Origin of the sequence: Variovorax sp. VNK109 (assembly GCF_049445855.1) — a bacterium.
GTDB lineage: Bacteria > Pseudomonadota > Gammaproteobacteria > Burkholderiales > Burkholderiaceae_C > JAGOCV01.
On sequence record NZ_JBMSDV010000002.1, the window covers coordinates 42,815 to 68,987 of the forward strand.

The 26,173-nt window shown below is 66.2% G+C and carries 32 protein-coding genes; 5 read left to right on the forward strand and 27 right to left on the reverse strand.

The window, feature by feature from the left end; translation table 11 throughout:
- Window positions 1-2: 2 nt before the first annotated feature.
- The 16 genes from ACO2Q9_RS07690 to ACO2Q9_RS07765 all read right to left on the reverse strand — a co-directional run bounded on the left by ACO2Q9_RS07690 (window position 3) and on the right by ACO2Q9_RS07765 (window position 13,825).
- Complete coding sequence (locus ACO2Q9_RS07690) at window positions 3-2,897, reverse strand: conjugative transfer ATPase (protein WP_034022491.1); 2,895 nt, start codon at window positions 2,895-2,897, stop codon at window positions 3-5.
- Window positions 2,897-3,346 carry a TIGR03751 family conjugal transfer lipoprotein gene (locus tag ACO2Q9_RS07695; protein WP_003116807.1) on the reverse strand — a complete coding sequence of 150 codons (450 nt, stop codon included), beginning with the start codon at window positions 3,344-3,346 and terminating at the stop codon, window positions 2,897-2,899. Before ACO2Q9_RS07695 ends, ACO2Q9_RS07690 begins: the two co-directional genes overlap by 1 nt.
- Window positions 3,327-4,745: a TIGR03752 family integrating conjugative element protein gene (locus ACO2Q9_RS07700; RefSeq protein ID WP_003116808.1), complete on the reverse strand. Its 1,419-nt coding sequence runs from the start codon at window positions 4,743-4,745 to the stop codon at window positions 3,327-3,329. The genes ACO2Q9_RS07695 and ACO2Q9_RS07700 overlap by 20 nt, the downstream gene beginning before the upstream one ends.
- Entirely contained in the window at window positions 4,735-5,646 is a 912-nt protein-coding gene (locus ACO2Q9_RS07705; RefSeq protein WP_003116809.1) for a TIGR03749 family integrating conjugative element protein, read from the reverse strand. The genes ACO2Q9_RS07700 and ACO2Q9_RS07705 overlap by 11 nt, the downstream gene beginning before the upstream one ends.
- On the reverse strand, window positions 5,643-6,335 hold the full coding sequence (locus ACO2Q9_RS07710; RefSeq protein ID WP_003116810.1) for a PFL_4703 family integrating conjugative element protein: 693 nt from the start codon (window positions 6,333-6,335) through the stop codon (window positions 5,643-5,645). The genes ACO2Q9_RS07705 and ACO2Q9_RS07710 overlap by 4 nt, the downstream gene beginning before the upstream one ends.
- A complete protein-coding gene (locus ACO2Q9_RS07715; protein WP_003050133.1) occupies window positions 6,332-6,730 on the reverse strand; it encodes a TIGR03750 family conjugal transfer protein in 399 nt (132 codons plus the stop codon). The genes ACO2Q9_RS07710 and ACO2Q9_RS07715 overlap by 4 nt, the downstream gene beginning before the upstream one ends.
- An 11-nt stretch (window positions 6,731-6,741) precedes the next feature.
- The gene (locus ACO2Q9_RS07720) at window positions 6,742-7,101 is read right to left on the reverse strand and encodes a TIGR03745 family integrating conjugative element membrane protein (RefSeq protein ID WP_003090173.1); all 360 of its coding nucleotides are present in this window, start codon (window positions 7,099-7,101) and stop codon (window positions 6,742-6,744) included.
- 16 nt (window positions 7,102-7,117) lie between these two features.
- Entirely contained in the window at window positions 7,118-7,351 is a 234-nt protein-coding gene (locus ACO2Q9_RS07725; protein ID WP_003050225.1) for a TIGR03758 family integrating conjugative element protein, read from the reverse strand.
- Window positions 7,348-7,731 (reverse strand): RAQPRD family integrative conjugative element protein, encoded by a 384-nt coding sequence (locus ACO2Q9_RS07730; protein WP_013391806.1) that lies wholly within the window; start codon window positions 7,729-7,731, stop codon window positions 7,348-7,350. The genes ACO2Q9_RS07725 and ACO2Q9_RS07730 overlap by 4 nt, the downstream gene beginning before the upstream one ends.
- 98 nt (window positions 7,732-7,829) lie before the next feature.
- Window positions 7,830-8,579, reverse strand: a complete 750-nt coding sequence (locus ACO2Q9_RS07735; protein WP_013391805.1) for a TIGR03747 family integrating conjugative element membrane protein — start codon at window positions 8,577-8,579, stop codon at window positions 7,830-7,832.
- On the reverse strand, window positions 8,576-10,765 hold the full coding sequence (gene traD, locus ACO2Q9_RS07740; protein WP_013391804.1) for a type IV conjugative transfer system coupling protein TraD: 2,190 nt from the start codon (window positions 10,763-10,765) through the stop codon (window positions 8,576-8,578). Before traD ends, ACO2Q9_RS07735 begins: the two co-directional genes overlap by 4 nt.
- Before the next feature lie 4 nt (window positions 10,766-10,769).
- Entirely contained in the window at window positions 10,770-11,309 is a 540-nt protein-coding gene (locus ACO2Q9_RS07745; protein ID WP_013391803.1) for an integrating conjugative element protein, read from the reverse strand.
- The gene (locus tag ACO2Q9_RS07750; RefSeq protein WP_013391802.1) at window positions 11,306-11,896 is read right to left on the reverse strand and encodes a transglycosylase SLT domain-containing protein; all 591 of its coding nucleotides are present in this window, start codon (window positions 11,894-11,896) and stop codon (window positions 11,306-11,308) included. The genes ACO2Q9_RS07745 and ACO2Q9_RS07750 overlap by 4 nt, the downstream gene beginning before the upstream one ends.
- Window positions 11,878-12,603: a TIGR03759 family integrating conjugative element protein gene (locus ACO2Q9_RS07755; RefSeq protein ID WP_013391801.1), complete on the reverse strand. Its 726-nt coding sequence runs from the start codon at window positions 12,601-12,603 to the stop codon at window positions 11,878-11,880. The genes ACO2Q9_RS07750 and ACO2Q9_RS07755 overlap by 19 nt, the downstream gene beginning before the upstream one ends.
- 14 nt (window positions 12,604-12,617) lie before the next feature.
- On the reverse strand, window positions 12,618-13,262 hold the full coding sequence (locus tag ACO2Q9_RS07760) for a hypothetical protein (protein ID WP_013391800.1): 645 nt from the start codon (window positions 13,260-13,262) through the stop codon (window positions 12,618-12,620).
- Window positions 13,259-13,825: a PilL N-terminal domain-containing protein gene (locus ACO2Q9_RS07765; protein WP_013391799.1), complete on the reverse strand. Its 567-nt coding sequence runs from the start codon at window positions 13,823-13,825 to the stop codon at window positions 13,259-13,261. Before ACO2Q9_RS07765 ends, ACO2Q9_RS07760 begins: the two co-directional genes overlap by 4 nt.
- A 150-nt stretch (window positions 13,826-13,975) precedes the next feature.
- On the opposite strand from ACO2Q9_RS07765, the gene ACO2Q9_RS07770 reads away from it, so the two are divergent.
- The 5 genes from ACO2Q9_RS07770 to arsH are packed head-to-tail and all read left to right on the forward strand — an operon-like array spanning window position 13,976 to window position 17,052.
- Window positions 13,976-14,314: an ArsR/SmtB family transcription factor gene (locus ACO2Q9_RS07770; protein WP_013391798.1), complete on the forward strand. Its 339-nt coding sequence runs from the start codon at window positions 13,976-13,978 to the stop codon at window positions 14,312-14,314.
- A 2-nt stretch (window positions 14,315-14,316) separates the two neighbouring features.
- Window positions 14,317-14,811 carry an arsenate reductase ArsC gene (locus ACO2Q9_RS07775; RefSeq protein WP_013391797.1) on the forward strand — a complete coding sequence of 165 codons (495 nt, stop codon included), beginning with the start codon at window positions 14,317-14,319 and terminating at the stop codon, window positions 14,809-14,811.
- A gap of 10 nt (window positions 14,812-14,821) precedes the next feature.
- Window positions 14,822-15,898: an ACR3 family arsenite efflux transporter gene (gene arsB, locus ACO2Q9_RS07780; RefSeq protein ID WP_013391796.1), complete on the forward strand. Its 1,077-nt coding sequence runs from the start codon at window positions 14,822-14,824 to the stop codon at window positions 15,896-15,898.
- 16 nt (window positions 15,899-15,914) lie between these two features.
- Window positions 15,915-16,337, forward strand: a complete 423-nt coding sequence (gene arsC / locus ACO2Q9_RS07785; protein WP_013391795.1) for an arsenate reductase (glutaredoxin) — start codon at window positions 15,915-15,917, stop codon at window positions 16,335-16,337.
- A complete protein-coding gene (gene arsH / locus ACO2Q9_RS07790; protein ID WP_013391794.1) occupies window positions 16,330-17,052 on the forward strand; it encodes an arsenical resistance protein ArsH in 723 nt (240 codons plus the stop codon). The genes arsC and arsH overlap by 8 nt, the downstream gene beginning before the upstream one ends.
- A 59-nt stretch (window positions 17,053-17,111) precedes the next feature.
- Here the strand turns inward: arsH and ACO2Q9_RS07795 are convergent, their stop codons facing one another.
- From ACO2Q9_RS07795 to ACO2Q9_RS07845, 11 genes are all read right to left on the reverse strand, one after another.
- Window positions 17,112-19,391 (reverse strand): helicase-related protein, encoded by a 2,280-nt coding sequence (locus tag ACO2Q9_RS07795; RefSeq protein WP_013391793.1) that lies wholly within the window; start codon window positions 19,389-19,391, stop codon window positions 17,112-17,114.
- A gap of 137 nt (window positions 19,392-19,528) precedes the next feature.
- Window positions 19,529-19,834: a hypothetical protein gene (locus tag ACO2Q9_RS07800; RefSeq protein WP_003116817.1), complete on the reverse strand. Its 306-nt coding sequence runs from the start codon at window positions 19,832-19,834 to the stop codon at window positions 19,529-19,531.
- An 89-nt stretch (window positions 19,835-19,923) separates the two neighbouring features.
- Entirely contained in the window at window positions 19,924-20,244 is a 321-nt protein-coding gene (locus tag ACO2Q9_RS07805; RefSeq protein ID WP_003116818.1) for a hypothetical protein, read from the reverse strand.
- Window positions 20,245-20,294: 50 nt separating this feature from the next.
- Window positions 20,295-21,428, reverse strand: a complete 1,134-nt coding sequence (locus ACO2Q9_RS07810) for a DUF6094 domain-containing protein (RefSeq protein ID WP_223224654.1) — start codon at window positions 21,426-21,428, stop codon at window positions 20,295-20,297.
- A gap of 40 nt (window positions 21,429-21,468) precedes the next feature.
- A complete protein-coding gene (locus ACO2Q9_RS07815) occupies window positions 21,469-22,116 on the reverse strand; it encodes a hypothetical protein (RefSeq protein ID WP_003116820.1) in 648 nt (215 codons plus the stop codon).
- 76 nt (window positions 22,117-22,192) lie between these two features.
- A complete protein-coding gene (locus ACO2Q9_RS07820) occupies window positions 22,193-22,453 on the reverse strand; it encodes a hypothetical protein (protein WP_003090124.1) in 261 nt (86 codons plus the stop codon).
- Between the two features lie 16 nt (window positions 22,454-22,469).
- Complete coding sequence (locus ACO2Q9_RS07825) at window positions 22,470-22,877, reverse strand: hypothetical protein (RefSeq protein ID WP_003116821.1); 408 nt, start codon at window positions 22,875-22,877, stop codon at window positions 22,470-22,472.
- Window positions 22,878-22,981: 104 nt separating this feature from the next.
- The gene (locus ACO2Q9_RS07830; protein WP_003116822.1) at window positions 22,982-23,323 is read right to left on the reverse strand and encodes a hypothetical protein; all 342 of its coding nucleotides are present in this window, start codon (window positions 23,321-23,323) and stop codon (window positions 22,982-22,984) included.
- A gap of 94 nt (window positions 23,324-23,417) precedes the next feature.
- Window positions 23,418-24,107: a DUF3275 family protein gene (locus ACO2Q9_RS07835; protein WP_003116823.1), complete on the reverse strand. Its 690-nt coding sequence runs from the start codon at window positions 24,105-24,107 to the stop codon at window positions 23,418-23,420.
- A gap of 94 nt (window positions 24,108-24,201) precedes the next feature.
- Window positions 24,202-25,029 carry a DUF932 domain-containing protein gene (locus ACO2Q9_RS07840; protein ID WP_013391792.1) on the reverse strand — a complete coding sequence of 276 codons (828 nt, stop codon included), beginning with the start codon at window positions 25,027-25,029 and terminating at the stop codon, window positions 24,202-24,204.
- 145 nt (window positions 25,030-25,174) lie between these two features.
- Window positions 25,175-26,080, reverse strand: a complete 906-nt coding sequence (locus ACO2Q9_RS07845) for a DUF3577 domain-containing protein (RefSeq protein WP_003098919.1) — start codon at window positions 26,078-26,080, stop codon at window positions 25,175-25,177.
- Window positions 26,081-26,173 lie beyond the last annotated feature (93 nt).

The following is a 26,173-nucleotide window of genomic DNA, read 5'->3' on the forward strand; positions in this document are numbered from 1 at the left end:
GCTTACGACAGTTCCAAGGCGGGCGACTCGATGCCGCGTGCCTGGTCGATCTTCTCGGCCACCTTGAAGGCGGCTTCCAGCTCGGTGCAGCCGTATTGCTGCATGAGCTGGTAGCGCTCGGCCTTCTCCTCGGGTTCGGTCTGCGCAAGCGCGAGGTAAAGGCTCGGCGGCACCGCGCGGAACAACACTTCCATCGACTTCGACAGGATCACGCCCTCGGTGAATTTCCCCCCCTCCTTGCGCGCAGAAAGCATCAGCGCTTTCTGCGCTGGTGAGAGTTCACGGAAGCGTGCAATCTTCTCGACCTCATCGGGCGGCATCGACAGGCAGATCCACCACTCAATCATGTTGAGCATGGGCTCTGCGGCACGCGGCAGGTCGTCGATGTTCTGGGTCGCCAGCCAGAACCAGGCGCCCAATTTGCGCCACATCTTGGTAATTTTCACGACGTAGGGCGCGAGCAACGGGTTCTTCGTGATGATGTGGCCTTCGTCGGTCACATTGATGATCGGACGACCCAGGTACTGGTCGCGCTCGGCGATGTTGTTCACCGTGCTGATCAGGCTGATGTAGGCGATGGAGAGCTGCGCGTTGTAGCCCTCGCGGGCATAGGTCGCCAGATCCACCAGCGTGATGTCGGCCTCGGGCCACGGCGTGCCATCGCGGTCGAACATCTCGCCATCGGTGCCTTGGCAGAACATGTCCATCGCGTCCGCCATCTCCAGCAGCCGCATGCGCCGCATCTCGGGAAGCGTCGAGTCCTGACCGCGGGCGCGCAGCGCGTTGCGCACGTCGCGAGTGAGCACCGTGCGCTTCTCAGCCACGCAGTGTTCGGCGGCGTCGAGGATGCACTGGCGGATCAGCGAACGGTCGGCCCGCGTCATCCGGGCTTCCTCCTTGTCCTCGCCGCCGGTGATCATCAGCCGTGCCGTGATCTCCAACTCGCCCAACACGTCACGCTGTTCGTCTGCCTCCATGACCGAGGCATCCGGTGGCAGGTCTTCGTCCAACGCATCGGCATCGAGCGTCTGCACGTCGCTGGGTGTTTCGATCAGCCGGCGGGCATCCGCGAACGGTGCCAGGCTGATGCCCGATCCGGGGGCCAGCTTGACCCGGTTCACCGTCAGGCCCAGGCGCCTGGCGAAGCCGCTGAACAGCCCGAAGCTGTTGCCGGCTTCCACGATGAAGAGGCGCGGCCGGTAGATGGCCGTGACCTGGTTCAGCAGGTTGTTGAGCGTGGCGCTCTTGCCCGAGCCGGTGGGGCCGAACAGGAATAGATGGGCATTCATCTGCCTGTCTAAGCGGTTCAGCGGATCAAACGTGATCGGCCCGCCACCGCGGTTGAAGAACGTGTTGCCCGGATGGCCCGTACCCTGGCTGCGACCCCACGCCGGCGAGAGATTCGCCACATGCTGGGCGAACATCAGTTGGGTGAACCAGTTTCGCCGATCCTGCGCGGGGTTGTAGCAGCACGGTAGCCAGCGCAGATAGCTGTTGAGCGGCGCGACTTCATCGTCCTCGCGAACGGGCTGCAACCCCGCGTTGAGCATCACGTTGGCGAGGTCCAGACCGCGCCGGTCAAGCTCGGCTTCGTCGCGTCCGCGCAGATAGAAGGCCAGCGTGCCGCGGTAGAGTTTGTGCGCGCTGCCGATGAGCGAGCGCGCCTCCTGCACGTCCTTGAGCGTCTGCTCCGATGCCAGTGTTTCGCCGACTGCCTTCTTCGCCAGGTGGTTCAGGTGCGATTCGAGAATGTCCTGGGGCGTCGCCACCATGGTCAGACACATCGTCGTGTCCTCGGGCATCTGATCGAACAGCGTGTTGATCGCATCGCCCTTGCGGGTTTCGCCAGTCAGGTGTCCCGTTCCGGGCGGCATGCGCAGCCGGTCAGTGACCAACACACGGTGCGGTATGCCGTCGAAGTGCCAGGTGCCATGCTCCACGTCCGAGCGTGGCTGGCTGAAGAAAAGCCGCTGGCTAAAATCCCGCCCGCTCGCCAGTTCGATCTCGCCAGCCTCGGTGTCGGCGGGGTAGCGCGCGAACGCATAGAAGCGCTCCCGGTCCTCGACCCCAGGCCCGAGCAGCGTCGGACGCGGGTTGAACCAGCGCAGCAGCCAGTCATGGACGTCTGCCGCACCCAGGCGGCGAGCCTGGATGCCGGCGTTCGCCAGCCCGCCGCACAGGCGGTCGCAGACGATGTTCAGCATCTGCTCGGGTGTCTGGCCCCGGCGGTTTGCCTGGCCCTGTCCTTGTCCGGTCACGCGGCGATAGACGACCATGCGCACACGCCTCGTCTGGCCGCGCCAGCGCAAGCGTGTGACCACCGTGTCCTGGAACAAGCCACCGGGCTTGGCCACCGCGCGCAGATGGTGGGCAAAGAACCGCAGGTAGAACTCCGTGAACACCGTGCCACGGGCGCGCGGCTGCACGTAGTCGCGCAACGTCTGCATGTACTGGTCGAAGCTCGGTTCGTCCTGGGCGTAGAGCTGCAACACCCAGGGGTTCTCGTCCAGTTCATCGAAGCTGTCCTGGAGCGCGTTTTCTAAGGCGTCGCGGGCGTGCGCGAGCCAGCCGGGTTCCCGGCCCTCGGTCCCCAGCGGCACCAGCTCGAAGAAGGCGGCCACCGATTGGCCGTCCTCCAGGAGCATCGATTTCGACTCGGGCAAGAACTCCACCCAGGGCAGCAGTTCCACGAAGGACGGTGCGACGTCGTACAGCGCCTGCTCGTCGGCCTCCGTCGCCGGCTTGCGGCCCCGGACTGCCGAGCCGGGTTCGGGGATGCCGACCTGCCGCAAGGCCTCGACGTGGCGCTGCCAGCCGTCCGGCTGCTCATCATCACCAGCGCCGGATGCGGCCAGCTTCGGCGCGGCCGGCTTAGGCCAGGGAAGTTTCCACCGCATCAGTAGGCCTCCACGCGCTCGCCTGGCATGGCGTACTGGATGCGCTGGTTGAGCGGGAAGACCGTCGTGTAGCCCGGCACCGGCACGGGGTCCGTGCCCGCCAGGTGCGGATACACGTACATGACGAGATCGGGATTGGGCAGACGCTGGAACTGGCGGTGGACCTCATTGCGCGCGGTGCGCGTGTAGCGCATCTGCTCGACGGGTGCGACCTGCACGTCGGCGTCGGTCAGGGGCCGACGCAGGCTCTGGCGCGCATCGAGCAGCTGGCGGCCGGCGTTCCGTCCGGCTGCGCCACCGCCGTCGCCGGCCTCCTGCTGCCAGATGTCCATCATCGTGCGGTCACCGTGGGTCAGCAGCTTTTCCTTGCTGGTGGCGCAGCCGCCAAGCACCGCGACGGCCAGGGCCAGTGCCAGGCCACGGGCCAGGTTAGTCAAGTTCGAGTGCATGGCTTTCTCCTGCGCGGTGATCGACCTTGCGGCCTTCGGGATCGAAGTCGATGGCGAGCGGCTTTTCGAGGTGGACGGCAACCTTGGCGCCGGGCTGGACATAGACGGCGGCGAACGCCTGGCCGTACAACTTGTTGACCCAGGCCGACATGTCCCGCACGCCGCCCGCCAGAATCTGGCCGACCGCTTCCTGGCCGGTGATGCCCACGGTGCCGATGGAGCCGTCCGAGCCGACATAGGACATGCGGCCGCTGTCGCTCTCGATGAGTGAGGCCACACCGGCGCCGGCCGCGGTGATCAGGGCCTGCGAGCCGAGGTATTGCTGGGCGTTGCTGCGCCGCTCGCCGCTGACGCAAGGAATGCCGTGGGGATCGCTGATCCAGCCCAAGCCATCGCGCTGTTGGTTGTTCTGCTGGTTGCCCTCGCGGTCTTCGGGGATCGTGCGAATCGTGCCGTCGTGGAAGACGAACGTGATGCTGCGCACCTGGCCGCGCACGCACGAGAGCGTCCAGTCGCCCGAAGCGGTGCCGCTGAACACGGCGCCGGCCACGTCGGGAATGTCGATGCCATTGGCGGTCAGGTTGTCCGGCCCGACCAGAACTTTGAACGGATAGGGATCGTTGACCGTGCCGTCGATCGGCACGCGGCCGATCAGCGCTGTCATGGCGACCGAACCCATGAGCGTGGAGTTGGTCGGCACGGTGTAGACCGGCTTGGCACTCTTGACCCCGGCGGCGCGGGCGCCCGCGTTGGCCACGGTTTCCGCGGTGGTTTCGAGCGTGCTCTGCGCCGGGCCGAAGCTCGTGGGGAAGCTCATGCCGCCGCTCGCGCCACGCCCCCCGTTGCGCCCCTCGGCGGGCTTTGCGTCGTCCGGCTCGACCCACCGCACGCCGCCCTCCATGCCTGCCTCGTCGCCGCCCTGCAGCCCCAGGCCCACGGGCAGGTCCGCATGGCCGCCGCCGCGCCCGCCGATGCTGTCCAGACGCCGCTGCAGGTCGGCGAGCAGCCCTTCGGTCTGCTGGCGCGCGCTGGCCGCCTGCTCTTGGTCGCGGCGCAGGTTGGACCGCTCGGATTCGAGCGCCGAGTTGATGCGCTGGTCGATGGAGTTCTCGCGCTGGCGCAGTCGCTGGTTCTCTTCACGCTGCGACTTGTTGTCCGAGAGCGCGGTCTGAAGCTCGGTGCGCAACTGCTTCACTTGGGCAACGAGCGTCGCCACGGTGTCGCGCGGGGTGTCGCCTTCGATGCCCAGCGCCTTCATTTCATCGGGCGTGAGCTGGGCGCCGTTGTCCGCCGCGGGTGGCGCCGTGCTGCCTCCACCCGAGAACAGCCGGATACCGACGAACAGCACCAGGATGGCAACAGGGATCATCAGCCACTTGAGCAGGCCGTTACTGCGCATGGCGGGCCTCCTTGGTGTTCTCGTCGCCGTCCGGCTGCGGCAGATGCACGGCCGGGTCGAAGCGGTGAATCGCCGGCAGCAGCGACTGCGCGAGACCGCGGCCGCGCGTGACCAGGTACAGGACGGTCGTGTCCTCGGGCGTGCCGCGCGGGCCCAGCGCCTCGTGCTGGAAGGTGGCGGTGAGGAAATCGCCTTGCAGCACGCGCGGGTCGAGCGTGATCCAGCCGCCGCTGCCGTTGGTTAGGCGCACGGCAGTGACCCACTGGTCCTCCAGGCGCCACGACGCGAGTGCGACCGCGCGCACGGGCAGCGTTGGCATCAGTGTGTCCAGGTCGAGGTCGCGGGGCAGGTTGACCCGCATGACGCCCGGAAGCGGCTCGACGGTGCGCAGCGGTGCGTAGAGGTTCTGCGCGGCGAAGCGCGTCAGCACGACAGGGACCGGAGTTTCGCGCCGCGCGGTCCGCGCACCTGCTTGGCCCTGGGCGCGTGCCGGGGCCTCGGCACTGTCGGCCTGCTCGCCATAGCGTCCCGGTGCGCTGTCACCCTCGACGATGCGCACCGGCTCCAGCTCGGCTTCCCCGTCCTTGGGTGGTTCGGCTGCGATGTCCAGCAGGATCAGCGCGCCCGTGTCGGCGTCCTGCAGTTGCAACCGCGTGGGCTCGATCGGCTCGCTGGCGCGCAGGTACACCGCGCCCCCCGCACTCTGCACGCGCAGGCGTTCGCCCACGCCCGCGGGCACGCCCACGCGCACGTTGCGGTCGATGAACACGATGCGTTCCTGACCGACCTTCAGCGGCACTGCCAGTGGCATGCGTTCCCAGCGCAGGATTTCCACTGCATGGGCGACGGGTGCCGCGGCCACGGCCAGTAGCCCCAGCAGCGCGAGTACAGGGTGCTTCATGGGGTGTTTCCTCCTTGAGGCGCTTGCGGAGACAGGCCACTCGGCGCCGGGCGCGTCGGCTCCGGTGCACTGATGCGCTGGGGCGCGCCGTCGTAGCAGTCCAGCGCCAGGCCGAACGGGTTACGGGCGGGATCGACGTCCACCCGCGTGACCTTGATCGGATAGCGCACCAGGGCGCGCTTGACCTGCTCGGCGCCGTAGTACTCGTCCGCCGTGATGTCCAGCGTCACCACCCAGTCGCGATCGGACACGGTGCGCACGCGCGCCGTGGGGTCGTCGCCATAGCCGCGGCCGGGAATCTCGTAGATGCCGCGCACGCGCTGACGCAGCTCGCCCGTGGAGCGGCGGTAGTCATAGTCCGCCCGCAGGAAGGCCTGGCAGGACGGGGTGAGGTACGGCGAGAGCGTGTGGAGGTTGCGCGAGTAGTCTTCCTCGCCATTGGTTGGCCAGCGGTTCAGCGTCTGGAACACGTAGAACGTGAACGCATAGACCGATTCGGGCGGCACTTCCCACCACTTGCGGGTACTGCCAGAGCGCAGGTCGGGCGGGACGTGGATGGTCAGGTCGCGCGGCGCGCTCCACCAGCCGCCGCCCATGACCAGGGCGACGACGACCAGCGCGCCCGCGGCCAGCCGCAAGGTCTTGATGTGCGCCTGCAGGTGGGTGATCTCGTTTTTGAAGCGGCTCATCGCATGCTCCTGCGGGTGGACCAGAAGCCCGAGCGCGAGATCAGCACATGGCCACCCACCCAGCCGGCCATCAGCGGATGGCGCGTGGCGATGCGCCATTGCAGTTGCCGATACAGCCAGGTGTCGGGACGCCCACGCTTGAGGCGGCGCAGGATGCCGCCGCCGATGAAGACGCCGAGCGCCACGCCCAGGACGACGAAGGTCGGCGCCAGCGCGATCGTGCGGAACACCCAGGACAGCGGCGCGCCGACCAGCAGGCCGGCGGCACCGGACAGGCCGCAGCAAATCCAGAGTTCGTCAGCGGTGAGGCCGCGCACCACAACGGGATGGCGGTTGAGCCGGTGCGGAAGGAAGGTGACCGTTCCGTCCGCACGGACGTGCTGCTGCTCGGACATACCGGCCTCGCTTACAGGATGCCGGTGGCTTCGGTGAGCAGCCAGATGCCGATCACAAGCAGCACGGCGCCGATAGCGACCGTGAGGCCGAACTGGCCCCACGTCTTGCGGCCGGTGTGGATCTCCGCGTAGGTCCCGTAGGCGTGGTAGCAGACGCCGATGAACATCGACGCCACCACCAGCAGGGCCACGAGCATGATGATGTCGTAGCCGTAGTTGCGGATCGTCTCCATGATGCCGTTGCCGGTGCCGCGCGTGGGGTTCTCCAATTGCGGCAGACCTTGCGCGAACGACAGCGCCGGCAGCGCGGCGGCGCCCAGGGCCACGGCGGCGCGCTGGGCAAAACGGGAAGTGAGGTTGCGGTTGTGCATGGTCGGGCCTTTCAGGTCAGGACAGAAGGAAGAAACTCAGGACGAGGTACATCGCGACGAAGCGGATGCAGACGCCGAGGAACTGGCGCTGGTTGAGGCGGCTCTCGGACCACCCCACGTAGGCCGTTCGGATGGCCCAGACGCCCCACACGAGCAGGACCGCGAACACGACGCCGACCAGAACGGTCGCCATCGCGGAAGGCGCGATACCGCTGTTGGCTTGAAATGCCGAGACCTGGGCGCCGTTCATTGCTTGCCCTCCGCAGTCGTCGCCGGCAGCGGCTCGGTCGCCCGTTCGGTGCGGTATTCGCCGGCCAGTTCGGAGGGGGCGCGCGGTTGAGCGCGCGATGGCGTCAGGTGAAATTGGATGCCGGCGCGCACGCGCGCCAAGTCAGCCTGGAGCCGCGGGTAATCGAAGTGGTAGCGCTCGCCCGGTGTGATGGGGGTATGCGCGGCGCTGTCCGCGACGGTGCGTTCCAGCGCGTCGAGCTGGCGCAGCGCGGCGACCAACTCCTGGCGCTGCGCCGGGGACTCGGCCAAGGCCATCGGGGACCGGCCCAGCACGAGGGCCGTCACGAGAAAAGTGGGCACGCCGCGATGCGCGGCGCGCAGCCAGATCGAAGCCAACATCGCGCCATTCCTGTGTGATCAGCAATGGGTTGATCGTGGAGATCAGGGCTGTTTCAGGCCGCAAACAATAGGAACCCGGAAGCGACCGGATTGATGGCCTAGAGGTACTTTTTGAAGCTGCCCGCGGTCAGGCTCACGGCCAGTCCCAGCAAGGCTGCGCTGGGCAGCAGGATCAGCAGCGGATGCACCGAGATCGGCAGCGCGAGGTAGGTGATCCAGGGCAGCACGGCCAGCGGCATCAGGCTCGCTTTCGCGCGGTGGTAGATGAAGCCGGATTCCCGGCCCGCGCCGAACCGCCGCACGTCCCGCCGCACCAGGCCGTCGATCAGGCCGACGAATGCCGCAGTGAGGATCAGCGGCAGCGTGAGCACCAGGACCAGCAGGCGCACGAGGAACGTGAGCGTCGTGAAGGCCGCGGCGATCAGGTAGCTCTCGGCCCAGACATAGGCCTGGCTGATGTAATAGCGGAAGTTGCGCGTCGGCTCGCGGCTGGGCGCACGGGCGCGCTCGGCGGTCTGGCTCATGCGCTCCAGCAACCCCGAGCGCACGAACACCCACCCGTACCCGGTATCCACCAGCTCGTGCGCCGTGCGCCCGGGCTCCTGCACCACCACGCTGCGCGTGAAGTGGTTCGACAGGTGCCCGAGTTCGTACTGCAGCATCTGCTGGGAGTGGCGCCAGCCCTGGTCCTTCCAGAACAGGTGCATGCCGACGCACTCCACCACGATCGAGAACAGCAGCGAACCGATCAGCACCCCGAGCAGCCTGAACGGCAAGGTGATGGTGCCGACGATCAGCCCCTGGCGCTGGTTCTGCTCCCGCTGCGCGGTCGAGGCGGCATCCTTCATGGTGCGGCCTCGCCGGTGCTGTCGTCGGCGCCGGTGGCCACCGCGTCAGGCTCGGCCGGAGCGGCGTCATCCAGCAGGTCGTCGGGCAAGGCAGCCTCCTGCAAGGCTGGGGAACTGGTGAACTCCCACCATTGCGTGGCCTCGCTGTAGCTCTGACGCATGTACCCAGCCAGTTGCTGCAAGTCCGCCGGCATCACTTCATCGGGGTCAGGCGCTGGCAGTGGCATCCGGACCTTCCAGAGCTGACCACCCTGCAGCAGCGCGAAGCATTGGCCTTTGGGCAGGCCGACGACGTGGGATGGCTCGATCATCGGCACGCTCGACATGCTGATGCGGTCTTGCGTGTTGCTGGTGAAGTCCGTCGTCCCGCGGATGTCCGAGGCATCGGTCGCGCCGGAGACGATGGTGGTGGTATAGACCTCCACCTTGGGCAATTGACGGGTCAACAATTCCGCGGTGGCGGTTTCCCGAACCCGCAGCATGAACAGGTTGTTGAAGTTGCCGATCACCTGGCCGGCCTTCGCGCGGTTGCCGATGCGGGCCTCGATGTCCGAGAGCGTCTGCGTATACGCGGTCACCTGCAGCCCGGCACCGCCGCCCTTGTTGATAAGGGGGATGAACTCGTCGCCCATCAGTTCGTTGAACTCGTCGGCATGGACGTTGATGGGAATGCGCGTGCCAGCCGAGGCACCCGGCAGGCCGTCGTCGATCCCGTGCTTGTAGATGTGCCCGGCTACCGACACCAGGTCGGAGAACATGGAGTTGCCGACCGCCGCGGCGACTTCAGCATCCGACAGCGCATCCAGGCCGACATAGACCACGGCGCGCTTCCTGATGACTTGCATCCAGTCGAAGATCGGGCGCGCGTCAGACAGGTCGGAGTAATTCGGCGCCAGGAGTTGGGCGATCTTGCCGCTGGTGAGCTTTTCCAGCAGCGGCAGCAGCGATGCAACGATCTTGTCGAAGTAGGTCTTGTCGTAGCGCACCGCCGAGCGCAGGCCATCGAGCACAGGGTCGTAGTTGCGCGCCTGGGAGAGGTATTGCTCCAGCGCCACCACACGCTTCTCGCGCCCGATCATGTTCCTTGGGATGTTCTTCTCGTTGAGCTTGGCCTCGATCTGGACGATCACCTCCCAGGTCTTGGGCTCGGTCTTGGCGAAGTAGTGTTGGGCGTACTCCATGAACAGCGCGTCGATGTTGATTACGTGCCGCTGGATCAGCATGTAGTCCGGGCGCTGCCCCAGTTCCACCAATGCGCGCGCAATGATGTTGACGAAGCGCCATGCGAACTCGCGGAACGCTGCACTGTTGCCCTCGCCGGAGAGTTGCCCGGCAATGCGCGTGGCGACTTCACTGATGCGTCCGAAGCGCCCCACCGCGTTGTAGCGTGCAGAGAACTCGGGCCAGCCGAGGTGAAAGACGTAGAACTCGCCCTCGCGACCCGCTCGCTTGGCTTCGACGTACATGCGTTTCAAGAGATCCGCGTCGCCCTTGGGGTCGATGACGATCACGACCTCATGCTCACCGTCTGCATTCGTGCGACGGATGTCCTGGGTGACGAACAACTCGGCCAGCCGCGTCTTCCCCACGCGCGTGGTGCCCAGCACCAGCGAATGGCCGACGCGCTCACCCAGTGGCAGGCTGACGTCGACCTCGTCGGGTTCGATGCCGTGCAATCGCGGCAGGCCGCCTACCGGTGGCAGTGGCCGCACGGGGTTGAATGACACATCCCAGCCCGTGAGCCGTACGAGGCGAGACAGTGGAAACGGTGCGAACTCCAGCCGCTCCTCCAGGCGTCGCGCCAGCCGGTATGCCGGTGTTGGCTCGACGTAGCGGCGAAATTCCGGCCGGTACGTCTGCATCAGCCTGTGGGTGTGCTTCTGTTCCCACAGGAAACCGCGCCCCACGAACAGGCGCTGCTGGCTGACCGGCACGTCCCTGCTCGTCATCACGTAGCGCGGCAGGCGCCGGATGTTGCGGCGGTAGCGCAGGATCACCCGCGCATCGCGGTAGCGGATCGCGCCATAGGCGCCGAACGCCAGTGCGGCACCGACGCCCATGGCTGGGCTCAGCGCGAGCGACCACGGGGCCACCAGGGACAGAAACGCGGCGCCCGCACATGCCGCGACGGTGTATAGCTCCACCGCTGGGCGCAACAGGACTTCGACGGGCTGTTTCCCCGACATGGCCTCATTGCTCGATGCCGGTCGCCGTGATCAGCGCCGGGTAGTGCCGCAGGCCCAGGCGTTCGGCCAGATCATCGCCGGCCACGGGGGCCATCGGCACGCCAGGCGCCAGTGCGCGCAACCGCGCCAAAGCCTGCGCGGTCTCGACATTGACCACCAGGCCGACCGCGCCGCGGTCGTGCAGCGACGCCGCGTGACGGCGCAGCCAGGCTTGCGAGGTCTCATCGTCGCCGATGACCACGAAAGGCCGCAGGCCCGGTGCCTCGATCACGCGCCGCGCGACGAAGCCGGGCATCAGCTTCGCGCTGCGTACCGGCAGCATCGCTGCCTCGTCAGCGGGGGTGGCGGGAATCTGCGGCGTCGGAATGGGAGGCCGCAACGCGCTGTTGGCGCGTGGCTGCAGGTTAAGCGCTTCGTAGTACGGCAGCGCCGACGCGCCGCCGCGGTCCTCGACCACGATCAGCGGTTCGGCGGCATGCGCGACCAACGGCAGCGCCGCCAGCAGCGCGAGCAGGCCCCGCAGGGTCCAGAGCGGTTTCGTCATGGGGTCGACTCCTGACGCACGGCTCGCGCCGTGGCGATTGAGTGCGTGCCCTGCACGCGGGCGAGGTGTCGGGATACGCTGCGTCGATAGCGGGCGGCAGGCTCACCGCCCGCGGGCCGGTGGTAGCGGCCCATGGCCAGCAGCCAGTCTTCACCGGGGGTGTACTGCTCCTTGAGGATCTCGGCGGCGCTGGCGAGATTGCGGTACGGGTCCAACAAGTCGCAGGCATGGGTGTAGCGGTGCGGGTGGTAGCCCAGGTTGATCTGGCCCAGGCCCGCGTCGATGCGCGTGGGTGGCGTAGATCGCATCGCCTGCTGCAAACCGGCGCAGGCATCGGCACGGGTGGCGAAGCGCCGCGACTGGCCGGCGACATTCAGGGTCCACGGCCATGGGACGATGCGTCCATTGCGTCGCATGCCGCTCTCCTGCAAGGCCACGGCGTAGAGCACCGTCGAGGGAATGCCCGCGCGCTGTGCGGCAAGCTGGTAGGCCGGTGGCGGAACCTCCTGGGCATGGGCGGCGCAGGCGAACAGGCCCGCAGTGAGCGCCAGTGCGCGCAGCAGCGCCGTTACGGCTGGCGTTGCCATTGGCCGTTCACTTCGCGCACAACCGCAGGCAAATCGCCGGGCAGGCTCAGCGACAGCCAGCGGCCGCCGTCGTGGTTGAGCGTGATGCCGCCGCTGCGCACCCGGGCCGGGTCGATCTGGGCGCGCTTGGCCCAGTCGCGGATGCGCGCATCGTCCTGGCGGCTGCCGACCATGTAAAGGTCGAACTCGGCACCCGAGGATTGCAGGCGTTGGACGAGTTGCCCGCAAGCCGCGCAGCCGTCCTTGATGAACACTGCCGTGCGACCGCTGCCCCGCGCAGCGGCGGCGCCTGGCCTCTCGTCAGACAGGTTCACCCGCTGCATGCCGGGGTTCAGGCGCTGCCAGGCCTCGTCGTAGGCGCGCTGGTACGCGAGCAGCTTCTCCACGCGGCGCGCTTCGACTTGCACCTGCAGCTCTGCGTAGCGCCGCCGTTCTTCGTCGGTGCGCGCCTCGATGCCCAGGGCGGACAGCGGGTCCAGATTTGGCGAGTAGATGCCCAGCGGCCCATCCATCAAGTCGCGATAGCGCGCCCATTCCTGCGGTTGCAGGCCCCATTCGCCTGCCACCCGGTCGTCCAGGATGCGGGCGGCCAGCGGGCGCTCCTGGCTCTGCGCATTGCGGGCGGGGGTCGTGGCGGGCTGCTGCGCCCAGGCGGGCAACTGCATCGAGCCCAGCAGGAACGCGTACAGGATGATCGACGGCTTCATGTGGTGGGCTCCGGTCAAGGAATCGCCACGCGACGGGTCTGGTCGCCGGCCTGGAACACCGCGGCATTGCCCTCGATCGCCTGCAGGCGCCACGGACCCAGCGCATCACCCGGCAGCAGCACCTGGAGCTGATCGGGCGTGAAATCTCCGGCACTCGGGGCGACGGACACGCTGCGCTGACCCGCGCGCAGCTCAGCGCCGACGACACGAAATGGCAGCGGCGGCGGTTCGGACTTGGCGGTGGCCGGTTGGCTCGGGGTGCGCCGCTGGGTAGGCGCCGCTGCACGCGCAGTCGCTTGGCGCACCTTGATCTGCTCGACTTCGGTACGCAGCGCCTGAACGTCCTCGGCGGTGGCATAGCCACCCAGCGCCTGTTCGGCTTGAACGATGCGCGCCTCCATTGCCTGCCGAGCGTCTTGCAGGCCTGCGGCGGTGGCGGCTGCGGGCTGCTGCTGCAAGGCCCGCGTGGTCTCGGCCAGCCCGGTCACCTGGGCTTCGAGGCGCTGCAACCGGACATCGAGCTGCTGCTGGTCGGCCTGATCGGTCATCGTCTGGTGGCCCAGGATCGCGAAGACACTGAGACCCAGCAGCCAAAGCCAGAGCAGGCTTTGCAACACCACGGCGGCGGTCGGGCGCCGGAGCGGCTGTGCCGCGTTCATGGCTGGCCTCCCGCAAAGGGGAACGTCTGCACGGCCTCGGCAGCAGGCGGCTCGGACACCGGCTCGGCACCGGTGTCGCGACCAGGCCGCTCGAAGCAGACCTGCCGCGTCCGGTCATCGGCGTGCAGTTCCCAAGCCGGACCGGCCAGGGTGAGCAGTGCATCGCGCAAGGTCATGGGGCCGAGATGCAAGTGCGCCGCCGGCAGCGGCAGCGCGTACAGCTCGATCACCGCATGCGGGGTCTCGCAAAGCTGGTAGCCGCTGCGTTTGAGCACATGCCGCAGCCCGTCGCCGACCGTGGCGCGGACCTCCTCGGGCATGGACACGTCGATGGTCTGCACCAGCAGATCGCGCTGCGCCGCCATCGGCGCCAGCTCCACCAGGGTGTAGCGGCCATAGCGCACGACGGGAATGAACTCGGGCGGTGCAGCCTCGGGCGCGGGTGGGACGTCCTCGACGGTGCTGGCGGCCAGCGGCGGTGGCGTGGTCGCGCAGCCGCTGGCCAAGGCTGCGGCCAGGAGGCTGGTACCGACCAGACACCGGGATACATGGATTGCAGGCATGGCATCGGCTCTTCTGTTGCGATGCCGATACCTTGGCTGCGCGCGGCTGCGCGGTCAGTCAGGAATGCGAACTGGGGGGTGCCCGCTTTTGCAGTCCAACACATAGCGCAACCCGCAAATCCAACTGTGGTTTGCACATTAATTCTATAAATGTTGTATTATCGAATCATGAAAGAGGATCAAGCCATTTCCGCCTTAAACGCCCTGGCTCACACCCAGCGCCTGCGCGTGTTCCGCGCCTTGGTCGTTGCTGGCCCGGGCGGACTGACGCCGAGCACGCTAGCTGACCAGCTCGACGTGGCCCGCAACACCTTGTCCTTCCACTTGAAGGAACTGGCCCATGCTGGCCTCGTCAGCATCGAGCAGCAGGGCCGCAACCTGATTTATCGCGCCGAGTACGGCCGCATGGACGGTCTGATCGGTTACCTGACCGAGCATTGCTGCCAAGGTGGCGTATGCGAGGTTTCTCCATCCAAGACCTGCTGCTGACCATGACCGATACCACTTACAACGCCTTGTTCATCTGTACGGGCAATTCGGCCCGCTCCATCCTCGCCGAAGGCATCCTCAACGACATGGGCCAAGGGCGGTTTCACGCCTGGTCTGCAGGTAGCCATCCGAAAGGCGAAGTTCACCCGCTGGCACTCGCCACGCTGGAGCGGCTGCACCTTCCGACAACGGGCTACCGCAGCAAGAGCTGGGACGAGTTCGTGAAGCCCGATGCGCCGGTGTTCGATTTCATCTTCACCGTCTGCGACAACGCAGCCGGCGAGGCGTGTCCGCTGTGGCCGGGCAAGCCGGTGTCGGCGCATTGGGGCGTGCCTGACCCGGCAGCCGTGGAAGGCACCCTGGAACGACAAAGCAAGGCGTTCTTCGATACCGCCATGACGCTGCGCCGACGTATCGAGTTGTTCCTGTCGCTTCCGATCAAGAGTCTCGATGCCATGTCGTTGCAGCGTGAACTGCGCGACATCGGCCGCCAGTGAGGCCCGCCCGATGAGCGCAACCGATACTGCCGGCCCCGCGCCAGCAAACTCCGCCATGAGCGGCTTTGAGCGTTACCTGACGCTATGGGTGGCGGTGTGCATCATCGCGGGGATCGCTCTGGGCCAGTTCGCGCCCGCCGCATTCCAGGCCATCGGCCGCATGGAGATTGCCAAGGTCAACCTGCCGGTCGGCCTGCTGATCTGGGTAATGATCATCCCCATGCTGCTGAAGGTGGACTTCGCCGCGCTTGGCCAGGTGCGCCAGCATTGGCGGGGCATGGGGGTCACGCTGTTCATCAATTGGGCCGTCAAGCCGTTCTCAATGGCGTTGCTGGCGTGGATCTTCATCCGCCACGTCTTTGCCGACTGGCTGCCCGCCGATCAGCTCGACAGCTATATCGCCGGCCTGATCCTGCTGGCTGCTGCACCGTGTACCGCAATGGTTTTCGTTTGGAGTCGGCTGACTGGCGGTGATCCGGTATTTACGCTGTCGCAAGTGGCCTTGAACGACACCATCATGGTGTTCGCCTTCGCACCCATCGTCGGCCTGCTGCTGGGCCTGTCGTCGATCACGGTGCCGTGGGACACCTTGCTGGTGTCGGTGGGTTTGTACATCGTCATTCCGGTCATCCTGGCCCAGCTCTGGCGCCGGGCGCTGCTGCGCAAGGGGCAGGCCGTGTTCGACAGGGCACTGGAACGCATCGGCCCATTGTCCATCGCCGCGCTGTTGCTGACGCTGGTGCTGCTGTTCGCCTTCCAGGGCGAGGCCATCATCCGGCAGCCGCTGGTGATCGCCATGCTGGCGGTGCCGATCCTGATCCAGGTGTTCTTCAATTCCGGTCTGGCGTACTGGCTCAACCGCCAGGTGGGCGAAAAGCACTGCGTCGCTGGGCCATCCGCGTTGATTGGTGCCAGCAACTTCTTCGAGCTGGCCGTGGCCGCCGCCATCAGCCTGTTCGGCTTCCATTCCGGCGCAGCACTCGCAACAGTGGTCGGCGTGCTCATCGAGGTGCCGGTCATGCTGCTGGTGGTGCGCGTGGTCAATCGCTCACGCGGCTGGTACGAACGCCGCGCGACCACTTCGTAACCTCCAAGAGGCATCCATGAGCACCATCACGATCTACCACAACCCAGCCTGCGGCACCTCGCGCAACGTGCTGGGCCTGATCCGCAACAGCGGCGAGGAACCGACCATCATCGAGTACCTGAAAACGCCGCCCGACCGCGACACGCTCCAGGCGCTGATCGCGGCGATGGGCGTGCCGGTGCGAGACGTGCTGCGCGAGAAAGGCACGCCCTATGCCGACCTCGACCTGGGCAACCCGAAGTGGAGCGACGACGACCTGATCGGCTTCATGCTCCAGCATCCCATCCTCATCAACCGGCCTATCGTGGTCACGCCGCTAGGCACGCGCCTGTGCCGGCCTTCGGAAGCCGTGCTGGACCTGCTGCCGCAGCCGCAGCGCGGCGCGTTCAACAAGGAAGACGGCGAGCCGGTGGTCGATCAGGACGGCCGCCGTGTCTGAATCTCGTCTCGACCTGCCGAACATCGACACGGCGCTGTTCCAGCAACCGGACACCGAACATCTGTTCGCGCCGGCACGGGCCACGCACGCGCCGCGCTTCCTGCTGCTCTATGGTTCGCTGCGCGAACGCTCGTTCAGCCGCCTCGCAGCCGAAGAAGCCGCACGCATCTTGCGGGCGCTGGGCGGCGAGACCCGATTGTTCAATCCGTCCGGGCTGCCTCTGGTGGACGATGCGCCGGCCGATCACCCGAAGGTCAAGGAACTGCACGAACTGGTGCAATGGGCCGAGGGCATGGTGTGGAGTTCGCCGGAGCGCCACGGCGCGATGACCGGCCTGATGAAGACCCAAATCGACTGGATTCCGCTGTCGGTCGGCGCGGTGCGCCCGACCCAGGGCAAGACGCTGGCGGTGATGCAGGTATCGGGCGGCTCGCAGTCGTTCAACGCCGTCAACCAGATGCGCGTGCTGGGCCGCTGGATGCGGATGCTGACCATCCCGAACCAGTCCTCGGTCGCCAAGGCGTACCAGGAGTTCGACGAGGCCGGACGCATGAAGCCCTCGGCCTACTACGACCGCGTGGTGGACGTGATGGAAGAACTGATGAAGTTCACGCTGCTCACGCGCGACGTGGCGCCGTATCTGGTGGATCGTTACAGCGAGCGCAAGGAAAGCGCTGAATCACTGTCCAGGCGTGTACGGCAAGGTGCAATTTGACGCTGCGAGGCGCTGAAAAAAGAGCCGACGACCTCTCGGTCGTCGGCATTGCGTGAAGTTCAGGCGGCGACCAGTTGCCGGGCCAGTGCGACCTCGACGGAATCACCATCCTGGTTCAGGACATCCAGCCCCGATTCGGGCACGTCGCCCGAGGTGGACTGCGAGACCATGATCTTCTTGGCCATCAGTTCCAGGCAGGTCATCTGCGAAGAACCGGCGTAGCCGAGGTAGATCACGCGCACCGGCAACTTCTGCCCGATGCGCCAGGAGCGGCGTGCCGCCTGCTGGAGCGAGTACACGTTGTAGCCCGACTGCATGAACACGATCGTCGGAAACTCCAGCAAGTCCAATCCCGTCTTGACCAGCTCGGGATTGGTGATGAGCACGTCGATGCCACGATCCAGTTGCTCAGCGATCCAGTCTTCGCGGCGGCTGGCATCCACGCTTGCGCGCAGCACCGCCACCTTGAAGCCTTCTTGCTCCAGCAGCACCTTCAGGCGCGACGTGGTGTCCCGCGTGCCGGTATAGACCGTGTAGGCCAGAACCTTGCGGCCCTGCGCCTTCTCCGCTTTGCAGATGTCGATCAGCTCACGCTCCTTGGGGCTGATCTCGAACTCGTTGAACTGAGCCGGGACAAACGCCAAGGTGTTGCGCGTGCGCGGATGCACCACGGTCTCCGACCGGAAGCAGCAATCCGGCCAGGCCAGCAGCACGTTGAGGACCACACCCAGCAAGGTCGTATCGCGTCGCGCCAGAGCCTGTTTCAGCTCCGCGGTCAGCCGACCCGCCAGATCGCGGTAGGCCGCGGCTTGCGCCGTGTCCATCGCGACTTCACGGAACTCCTCGTCATACGGCGGCAGGACGTTGCCACCGATGTCCTTGAGCTTGAGAAAGATCGTGAACGGCAGGATGCAGCGCAGCACGCCCTTGGGGCCAAACCCCGGGGCCTTGACCGTGCGCACCGATACCTTGGTGCCCTTGGCCGTCTTGTGCGCCGTGCCGGTGCTCTCGGAGTAGATGTCCTTCAACACCCCGTGATCGCGCATGAACGCCATCGCAGCCGAGGTCATGCTGCCGCTCGTGGTCGGGCGGTAGCCGTCTTCGATCATCCGCCCCGGAAGGGCTCGGAACAGCAGGTGGAACAGGTCGTCCCCGTAGCCGCCCATCAACGTGCCGGTCAGCAGCAAGGTCTTGCGAGCCTTCGCCGCCAGCACGCCCATGGCCTGGCCCTGGGCACTGCCCCCGTTCTTGTACTCATGTGCCTCATCGGCGATGAGCAGGTCGAACGTGCCTTGCGGCAGGTAGCGTTTGATGAACTCGGACGGCTGATAGCCGCCCTCGCCAAAGCCGAACTCCATGTTGGCCATCGCACGTTCCATGCGCGTGGCCTGACGGTCGGAAAACACCAGCTCGCCGTTGCCATCCATGAGGTTGATGAACTCATGGATGTTGTCGCCGAGCATCGACGCCAGGAACCCGTCACCGAACTTCTGCATCAGCTTCTGCGCGGTGACCTCTCCGATGGTCGGTATGCGCTTTAAGGCTTTGAGCACGGCCGAGGACTGGTCGCTGCCGGACAGACTGCGCGGGCGGATCAGTGTCCACAGGGGCGCGGCGCAGTGGCCGCACTTCCTGCGGCACTCCTCGGCTTGGAGCGCGATCGGGTTGACCGGCTCGCCGTCGAGGTCGGTGATGACCGTGCCGCAGTCCGGGCAGGCCGCCACGTCGCCGTGGCGGGTGCGCCGCGTGGTGAAGACAGGCTTCCAGTGAAAGCCCATCCGCATCCTGACGCGCCCCAGGACGAAGAACTCCTGGCCCGTGGGCTGCACGCCCAACTGCTCGCGCAGCTTGATGAGCTTGACGAGCGTATCCGGCCCGTTGAGTACCCACACCTTGGCACCGGCCACCGTCTCCTGGATCTCGCGCCGCCACTTGTAAACCAGGTGGGGCGGCGACAGCACCAGAGTGCGGCGATAGCCTTCGGCGTTGAGCACGGCGGCCGTGGCAATGCCGACGGTCGTCTTGCCGCAGCCCATCTCGCCATTGACGATCGCAGCACGTTCGCCACGGTCGATCAGCAGCTCGGCGGCGGCGTGGACGACTTCGGCCTGGGCTGGGAACAGCTTGCGCTTGAGGCTGGCGACCACCAGTTGCCGGTGCGCCTGCGGTTGGCCGGTATAGACCGGCGGATTAGCGCTGTTGAGGGCGTCGAGTAGTTCGTCGCCGAACTCGCCGACAAAATCCTGAAGGCTCAGGGTCAGAGGGGAAGATTCCGCGTCGAGCAGTTCGCCCTGTACGGGCGCGGATTCAGCGGCAGTGGTTTCGAGATCGAGGGACATGGTGATGCTCCAAAGAAAAATGGGGCATGCACCACCCCCCAGCGGGGCAATGGCATGCCCCGTGGTGGGAAGAGAATCGACGCGTGGCTGAGGGTGGTTGAAGGTGCTGGCCTGGGCGGCCCGCAGGTGAACCGTGCTCAGTCTTCGGACGGAAGCACGATGACGGTTGCGCAGCGCTGCGAATCGGTGACGATGCGAATGGCGAGCCCCGGATGGATCACGTAGTGCGATTCCAGCGACGCGCCCGATTGAAGCGCGCTGCTGTTCGTCTGCCATTGCTGGATGTTGACGTCGCCCCAGTCGCCACGGGTGTGGCGCCTGAAGTACGGGATCGGGTCCAGGCGACCCGCGCGGACCAGGCGGTCAACACCTCTGCTGAAGATGAGCGCCCCGATGGGGAACGCCAGCCGCTGGCAGTAGGTTTCGATGCGATGCGATGCCATGGGCTCCTCCTTGATGAGTCATTGAGCCACGACACCCCTGCCGGAGTGAAGTGGCTCCGTCAGGTGGATGAGGATGACGATGTGGGGCCTCAGATCAGGTCCCGCTCTTCGGGAAGCTGGACCACCGTGGTCTGGTGGTCCTCGCTGGTCTTGACGATCAGCGCCAGGTCCGGCGTGATCCTGAACTGCGAGATCATTAGGTTGTCCTGTTGGATCGCCACGTCGTTGGCTTGGCGTGTGGCCTCATCGATCTCGCCCCAGTCCCCGCGCACATGGCGCTGGACATAGGCCAAGGGGTCGATCAGGCCTCGCCGGGCCAGCCAATGCACCTTCTCGCTCAACTTCAACGTACTCGGTGCGAACAACGGTTGCTTGTGCGGCGCAGGCCGCTTGAACGGATTGGGGATCATGGTGTTTCTCCTTCGAGTTGGTACAGCAGGACGGCAGCGCGTCCGGTGGATCAGCGAATGGTCAACACCTCGCCCCGTGTCGCGGAGCCAGGTGTCATGTCCCACGCGCGGATGACGGGAACGAACTTGTCGGTGAGGATGCGGGTCTCGGCGATGGAGCCGTCTTCGCGTTCGGTGAACTCCCGCTGGAGCGTCTTGTCCTTGTGGGTGTCACCTTTGACGACGAGCACGCGCCCGGTCTTGGAGCGCACAACCCCCGAGATCGCACCCGCGGCCAGAGCCAGGGCGAGATGCCAGCGGGACAAGGCCCGCGCCGGTGGACGCAGCGATTGCTGCGCAGCCCCCAGGTGCGTGTCCTGCGATGGCCACAAGCCTTGCAGCCTGCCAACCTCATCGGCGAACTGCTCGGGCTCCATCGTCACGCGGAAGAAATGCTCTGGCTCGGCCGGGCTGGCGGGGACGATGTACGGCAGGAACGGCCACTCGCTCGGCAGTTCCTCGGCTTCGACTTCGCCTTGCCCTACCTGCAACAGCAGATTGCGCACGGCCTTGACGCCATCGGGCACCTGCTCGCGCTGGCGCACCCGGCGTCCGAAGATCACCACCTGCTTGAACTGCGTCTCCACCGCTCGGTAGATGCGCAGGTCCGTGTAGTGGCGCGTCAGCCAGCCGACCAACTCCGCGTCGAGCACGTAGCCGGGGACGATGAAAACCAGCACGCCGCCGTATTGCAGCAGCGAGAGCGTGCGCTGGTAGAACAGCTTTTCAAGGCGGGCACGGCCCTGGCCCTGATAGCCGATGTTGCCGTTGACGTCCTTGGACAGGTCCCCATACGGCGGGTTGAGCCAGAGCAGCCCGAAGGACTGCTTGGAGACCATCGTGTCCATCAGGTCCGCGTGCAGGCAGTGATCGACCAGGCCGCGGGCATGGCGCGCCCGCTCCGCGTCGAACTCGACGGCGAACGCCTTTGCCTGCTCGCGCCCGAGGGCATGGGCGGCTTCGGCGATCGCCACGCCTTCGCCGGCGCAGGGATCGAGGATGCACATCGGCCCGTCGCTGGGCATCAGTGCGTTGAGCGCTCTTTCGAGCGTGGGTTCGTCGGTCGGGAAATATCCGTTCTTGACGAAATTGCGGGCGAGCCGCGGGAACATGAGGGCCATGGAAGTCTCCTGGTTGGCGGGGATGAAACACGGAAGTACGCCAAGACGTGCCTCCGAGGGTGGGTCAAGCCGCTACCGCTTCCGGCGTCCAAATCTTGGCCGGATACGGATAGGCGGTGAGCGCGTCGCTGCGGATCAGGGAGCCGAGCGCCAGGGTCAGCGCCGGCACGTCGATGGCGAGCCGATGGCCTTCCAGCGGCCCGAGGGCGAACGGAAGGCGGGCCAGCATCTCGCGGGTTTGCAGCAGTTCCAGCACGGTCTCGCGCCAGTGATCGAGCAGCGGCAACGGGCAGGTGTCCCGCACCAGCATCCACAGGCGGTCAAGCCTGTGGGCGCTGTCGCGTGGCAGCAGTGCCAATGCGCTGGCGTTGGCCTTGTCGGGCTTGACGCAGCGCCGGTCGAACAGCCACACGTTGGACAGCGAGCCGAACAGCGTCCGCCGGTACGCGCGCGTGATGCGCTTTTCCAGGCGATCGACGTTGCCGATGAATACCGGGACGCTGCCGCCCTGGTCGGTGATGACGTGGAACTGGTCCAGTCCCTGCTCGTCGCGCCCGAGGGTCAGGCGAGCGAGGAACTGCTGGACGGCGGTGTCCCGCGCCCAGATGGACAGGAAGATCAGGTTGCCCTGGTCATCGCCGACGCAGGCGTCGGCCATCACGTCCGGGCATTCGTCGATGCGGTACAGCGTGGAAGAAGTGTTTGCGGGCATGGTGGTGTCCTCGGATGAACGGGAACAGCACCGCCCGCTGGGGCAAGTACTGCCCCAGGGGGTGGAAGAAAACCGCTCAGTCCGGCTCGAACTGCCGGGTGTGCGGGTTGAAGTGAAGCGGCTCGTCCGCCGAAGTGATCGGCGTGAAGCCTTCCAGGTAGATGTTGTTGAGGTACTGGTCGCGGTAGGTCAGTGCCTGCCGTGCCTGGTCCTCGGTGAGGCCGTTGTCGATGAAGTACGCCAGCATTTCCTCGTCGGAGGACACTTCGTCGTTGGACAAACTCCCTTCAACGAGTGCCAGCAACGAGGGCGGAAGCGTTGCCAGGATCGGGTCCATGTCGGTTCCTCCTGGCTCAGGCCATCGACGCCGCGGCGGATGCCGCGGATGCCGTGGGTGTGCGCCGCCGGGCGTGGTAGGCGCGAACGCCTGCACGCCAGTCGGCGGACTGCTCCGGTGCGAGGTCCAGATAGGACAGCGGGCACGTGTAGTAGTACGGGTGCATGGACTCGTCCAAGGACTTGTAGCCCCACTGGCCGCCGCTTCGTTCAAGCAGATCGCAGCGGATGTAGCGCAGGGACTGGCCCGGTGCGAGATCACGATGCACGCCTTCGACCTTGGCGGTCACTTCGGCGACGGACCACAGCACGTTGCCGCGCAGGGTGTGAGCGATGACCTTGACGCTGGCGCGCTCGGTCTCTTGCGGTGCGATCAGTTCCGCGATCAGTTCGGACCGCGATTGGTTTGAGAAATACCAGCCCATGAGAGGCCTCCTCGAAAAGTTGAGCTGAAGGCCTCCCCGTGGGGAAGAACCCCCAGCGGGTGATGGAATGCCGCATCTGCGGCGAAGGAACCTATGCGTCGCCCTCAATCCCAGTCGTCATCGTCTCGATCACAACCGGCCGGGCAGTAGCCGAACTCGATCCCGTGCGAGCAATAGCCATGCTCCGCATTCCAGTCCTGGGTTTCCTGCCGTTCGGCAGGTGTTGCGTAGTCCCATTCCTGGGCCGCGATTTCGAGAGCCTGAGCACGTTGCTCATCCGGCAAACGATTGGCCTGTGCGTCGATCGCCGAACTGAAGAGCGTCACGTAGTGGTCGTAGGACAAGCCGCAACCGCGCTGGGCGTGTGCGGCGGCCGCTTTGCAAAGGTCCCGCCACGCGGGTTCATCCAGCGTTGAACGCGGGGTATCGCAAGCGATGGTGGACATGATGGAGACCTCCAGAAAATGGCCAGGGCCTCCCCCGCATGGGAAAGGAACCCCGGCGGGTGGATGAAGAACACCGCGCATGCGGCGTCTGCGATCACGCAGGTTTTGGTTCGGCCTGGCGGCTCCACTCCTGCGTCTTGAAGTCCAGCGCGTAGCCCAGCTCGCCCAGGCGGGCGATCTGCGCGCGCAGGGTGCGGCGGTCGATGGTCGAATCCAGTTTCACGGACTCGCCCAGCGGCCACAGCAGGCCGAAGAGCGCGGCGTCACCGTCTTCGGTGCTGCCGGGGGCAGCGGCCGTAGCAGGCGGTGGCGCATCCACGCCGAAGGGCGTGGTATCGACCAGCGGGTCCGCGGACGCCTGCACGGGTGCGGGCTTGGCGGGCCTGGACGCTTTGGTGGGCTTGGCCGGCGTTGCCGCAGGCTGCGCCCCTTGCTCTTCATCGAGCGGATCGACGTCCTGGGTGGCGAAGCTGCGGGCTTCGTCGCGGCTGAGTTTGTCGATGCCGTTGAGCGTCATGCCGTCGAGGCTGGCACGGATCTCGAACCGCATGCCGCCGCCGACCGGATAGGACTTCGGGAAGATGTACCTGATGATGAATTCCCCGTCGTACTTGCCTTCGGGGTACTGCTCCAGCTCCGGGTCTTTGACCTCGAAAGTACCGAGGTGCGTCGCGAGGCGGCCAACCGTGAACGGGCCGTTCTTGCCGCGGATGGTACGCAGCGTGAGCTGGCCGGGGACGACGATGGGCGCAACAGATTTCTCGGAAGCCGATGGGGTTGCCATGATGGTTCTCCTGATGATGAATGACGGGCCGCCGACGGCACCCGGTGGATGAGAGGAAATGGCCTCGCCCGAGGTGGGCGAGGTCCGCGTGGCATCACGCCTTGAGCTGGCGCATGCCTTCGGCCAGCAGCCACAACGCCCGGTTCAGGCGCAGGTTCTGGTCGATGCCTTGCACCGGACGGGTGCGCTGATTGCGGCCGTTGGCCGTGCGTCCGTTCAGGCCCCCTTTGACTAGGTTCTCCTGGACGCGGTTGAAGACGGCCCACAGGTCGTTCTTGCGGTCGTCCCATCGCCGAGGGGCCAGCAGTTGGCTCTCGGTGACAGGCGTGGACTTGGCCGGATCGTCGTACTTGAGTGCGAGCGCAGAGTTCGCAAAGACCTCCGCTTCGCCCTCATCGAGGGTGATGGTGCGCATCGCATCGCGCGCGTTCTGCACGCGCTCGAAACCTTCGAGGACTCCGTAGGCACCTTCGATCACCTGGCTGGCCACGTCGCCCTTGTGGGGAACGCGGATGTCTGCGGTGGTGTCACCGCAAACCAGGCCGTTGTGGCAGACGAACCGGAACATGCCGGCGAGCATCTGATAGCTGCTCGTGCCGTCATGGCTGTTGAGCAGGATGATCTCGTTCGCCTCGTCGCCGTTGATCTGGCTTGCATGGCGAAGTCGGATGAGGTGCTTCGTGTACTCGCGCCGGTCTTCGTTGCGCACGCGCGTCTGACACACCATGAAGGGCTCGAAGCCCTCCTGGCGCAGCTTGGTCAGCACGGTCGAGGTCGGTATGTAGGCATACCGATCGGACCGGCTCCCATGTGGAGCGTCGGCGAAGATCGACGGAACGACGGCACGAATGCGGTCGTCCGAGAGTGGGCGATCAGAGCGCAGGATCGGGGATTGCGGAGCAAAGCGGGATACCAGAGACATGGCTGATCTCCTTTGAGAAATTCGACAACCGCGTGGCCGTGAGACCACGCGGAACTCGGGGGATGAAATGCGCAAGCACGCGTCCTGGGGACGCGGCGTACGTGGGGAGGAAAAGCGACAAGGCCCCGTGAGAGGCCGTGCCGGATCAGAACGAAGCAGCCAATGCCGGCTCCTGCTCCTGGACTTGCGCCTCGGGCTCGCGCTCGGCGGGCTCGGTGGCCGTGTCGATGGCATCGTCGGCTTCGGACGCGGATGCGTCTTCGGCCGGCGGCGCCTCGGCTTGCGCCTGGCTCGTCGGATAGACCTGGGTGCCGTCGATCTTGATGAGACCGATGTGGACCAGCGTCGATTCCAGGCTGGCGGCCGGTTCCCCGGCGTGCTCACCCTTGGTGCGGATGTACGGATCGATCTTCATGTCGTTCAGACGGAAGGCGATCAGCACCTTGCGGTCACCCTCGATGGCCTGAACGCACCGGCGAACCAGGTGCTCGGCTTCCGGGGTGGCGACGATGGTGTCGAAGTACCGATACTCCGGTTCATCGACAGGCCCGGCCAGTGCCGCGACGGTGCAAGAGAGGAACGAGTCGCCAGCTTTTGGGGTGACGTCCTTCACACGATTGAGATAGCCGATGCCGCGGGTGATCAACTCGTGCTGCTCGATCGAAGCCAGTTCGGCCCGGTCGATCAGTTCGGCCTTGAGCAGTCGCGCCTTGAGGGACGCGGCGGCCTGACCCTTCTGCTCACCCTTGTCGCGGATGTACACATCGCCCCACAGGTCACCGAGGCGAAAGCGCACCAGCGGGCGCTGCTTGGGATCGTCAACGCCGATGTAGCGCTGAACGAGCTTCTTGGCCTCGGCACCCGAGACCTTGACGTCGAAGTAGCGGTAGCTGGGGTCCCGGGCGGGGCCGACCAGCGCGGCGATGGTGCATGCCAGGAAAGGCTGCGCACGGCGGCCGCCCCGGACGGGCACTTCACGGACACGCTGGATGTAGCCGATGCCCGAGGTGTGGAGGTCGAAATACGATTTCTCGTTGGACGTGGTGTTCATGGTGAATCTCCATTGGGATGAAGCGGAGACACACCGGCCCACGCATGCGGGGAAGGTGCGTGACCCCGCGGTGGGTTGATAAGGCGAAAGCAT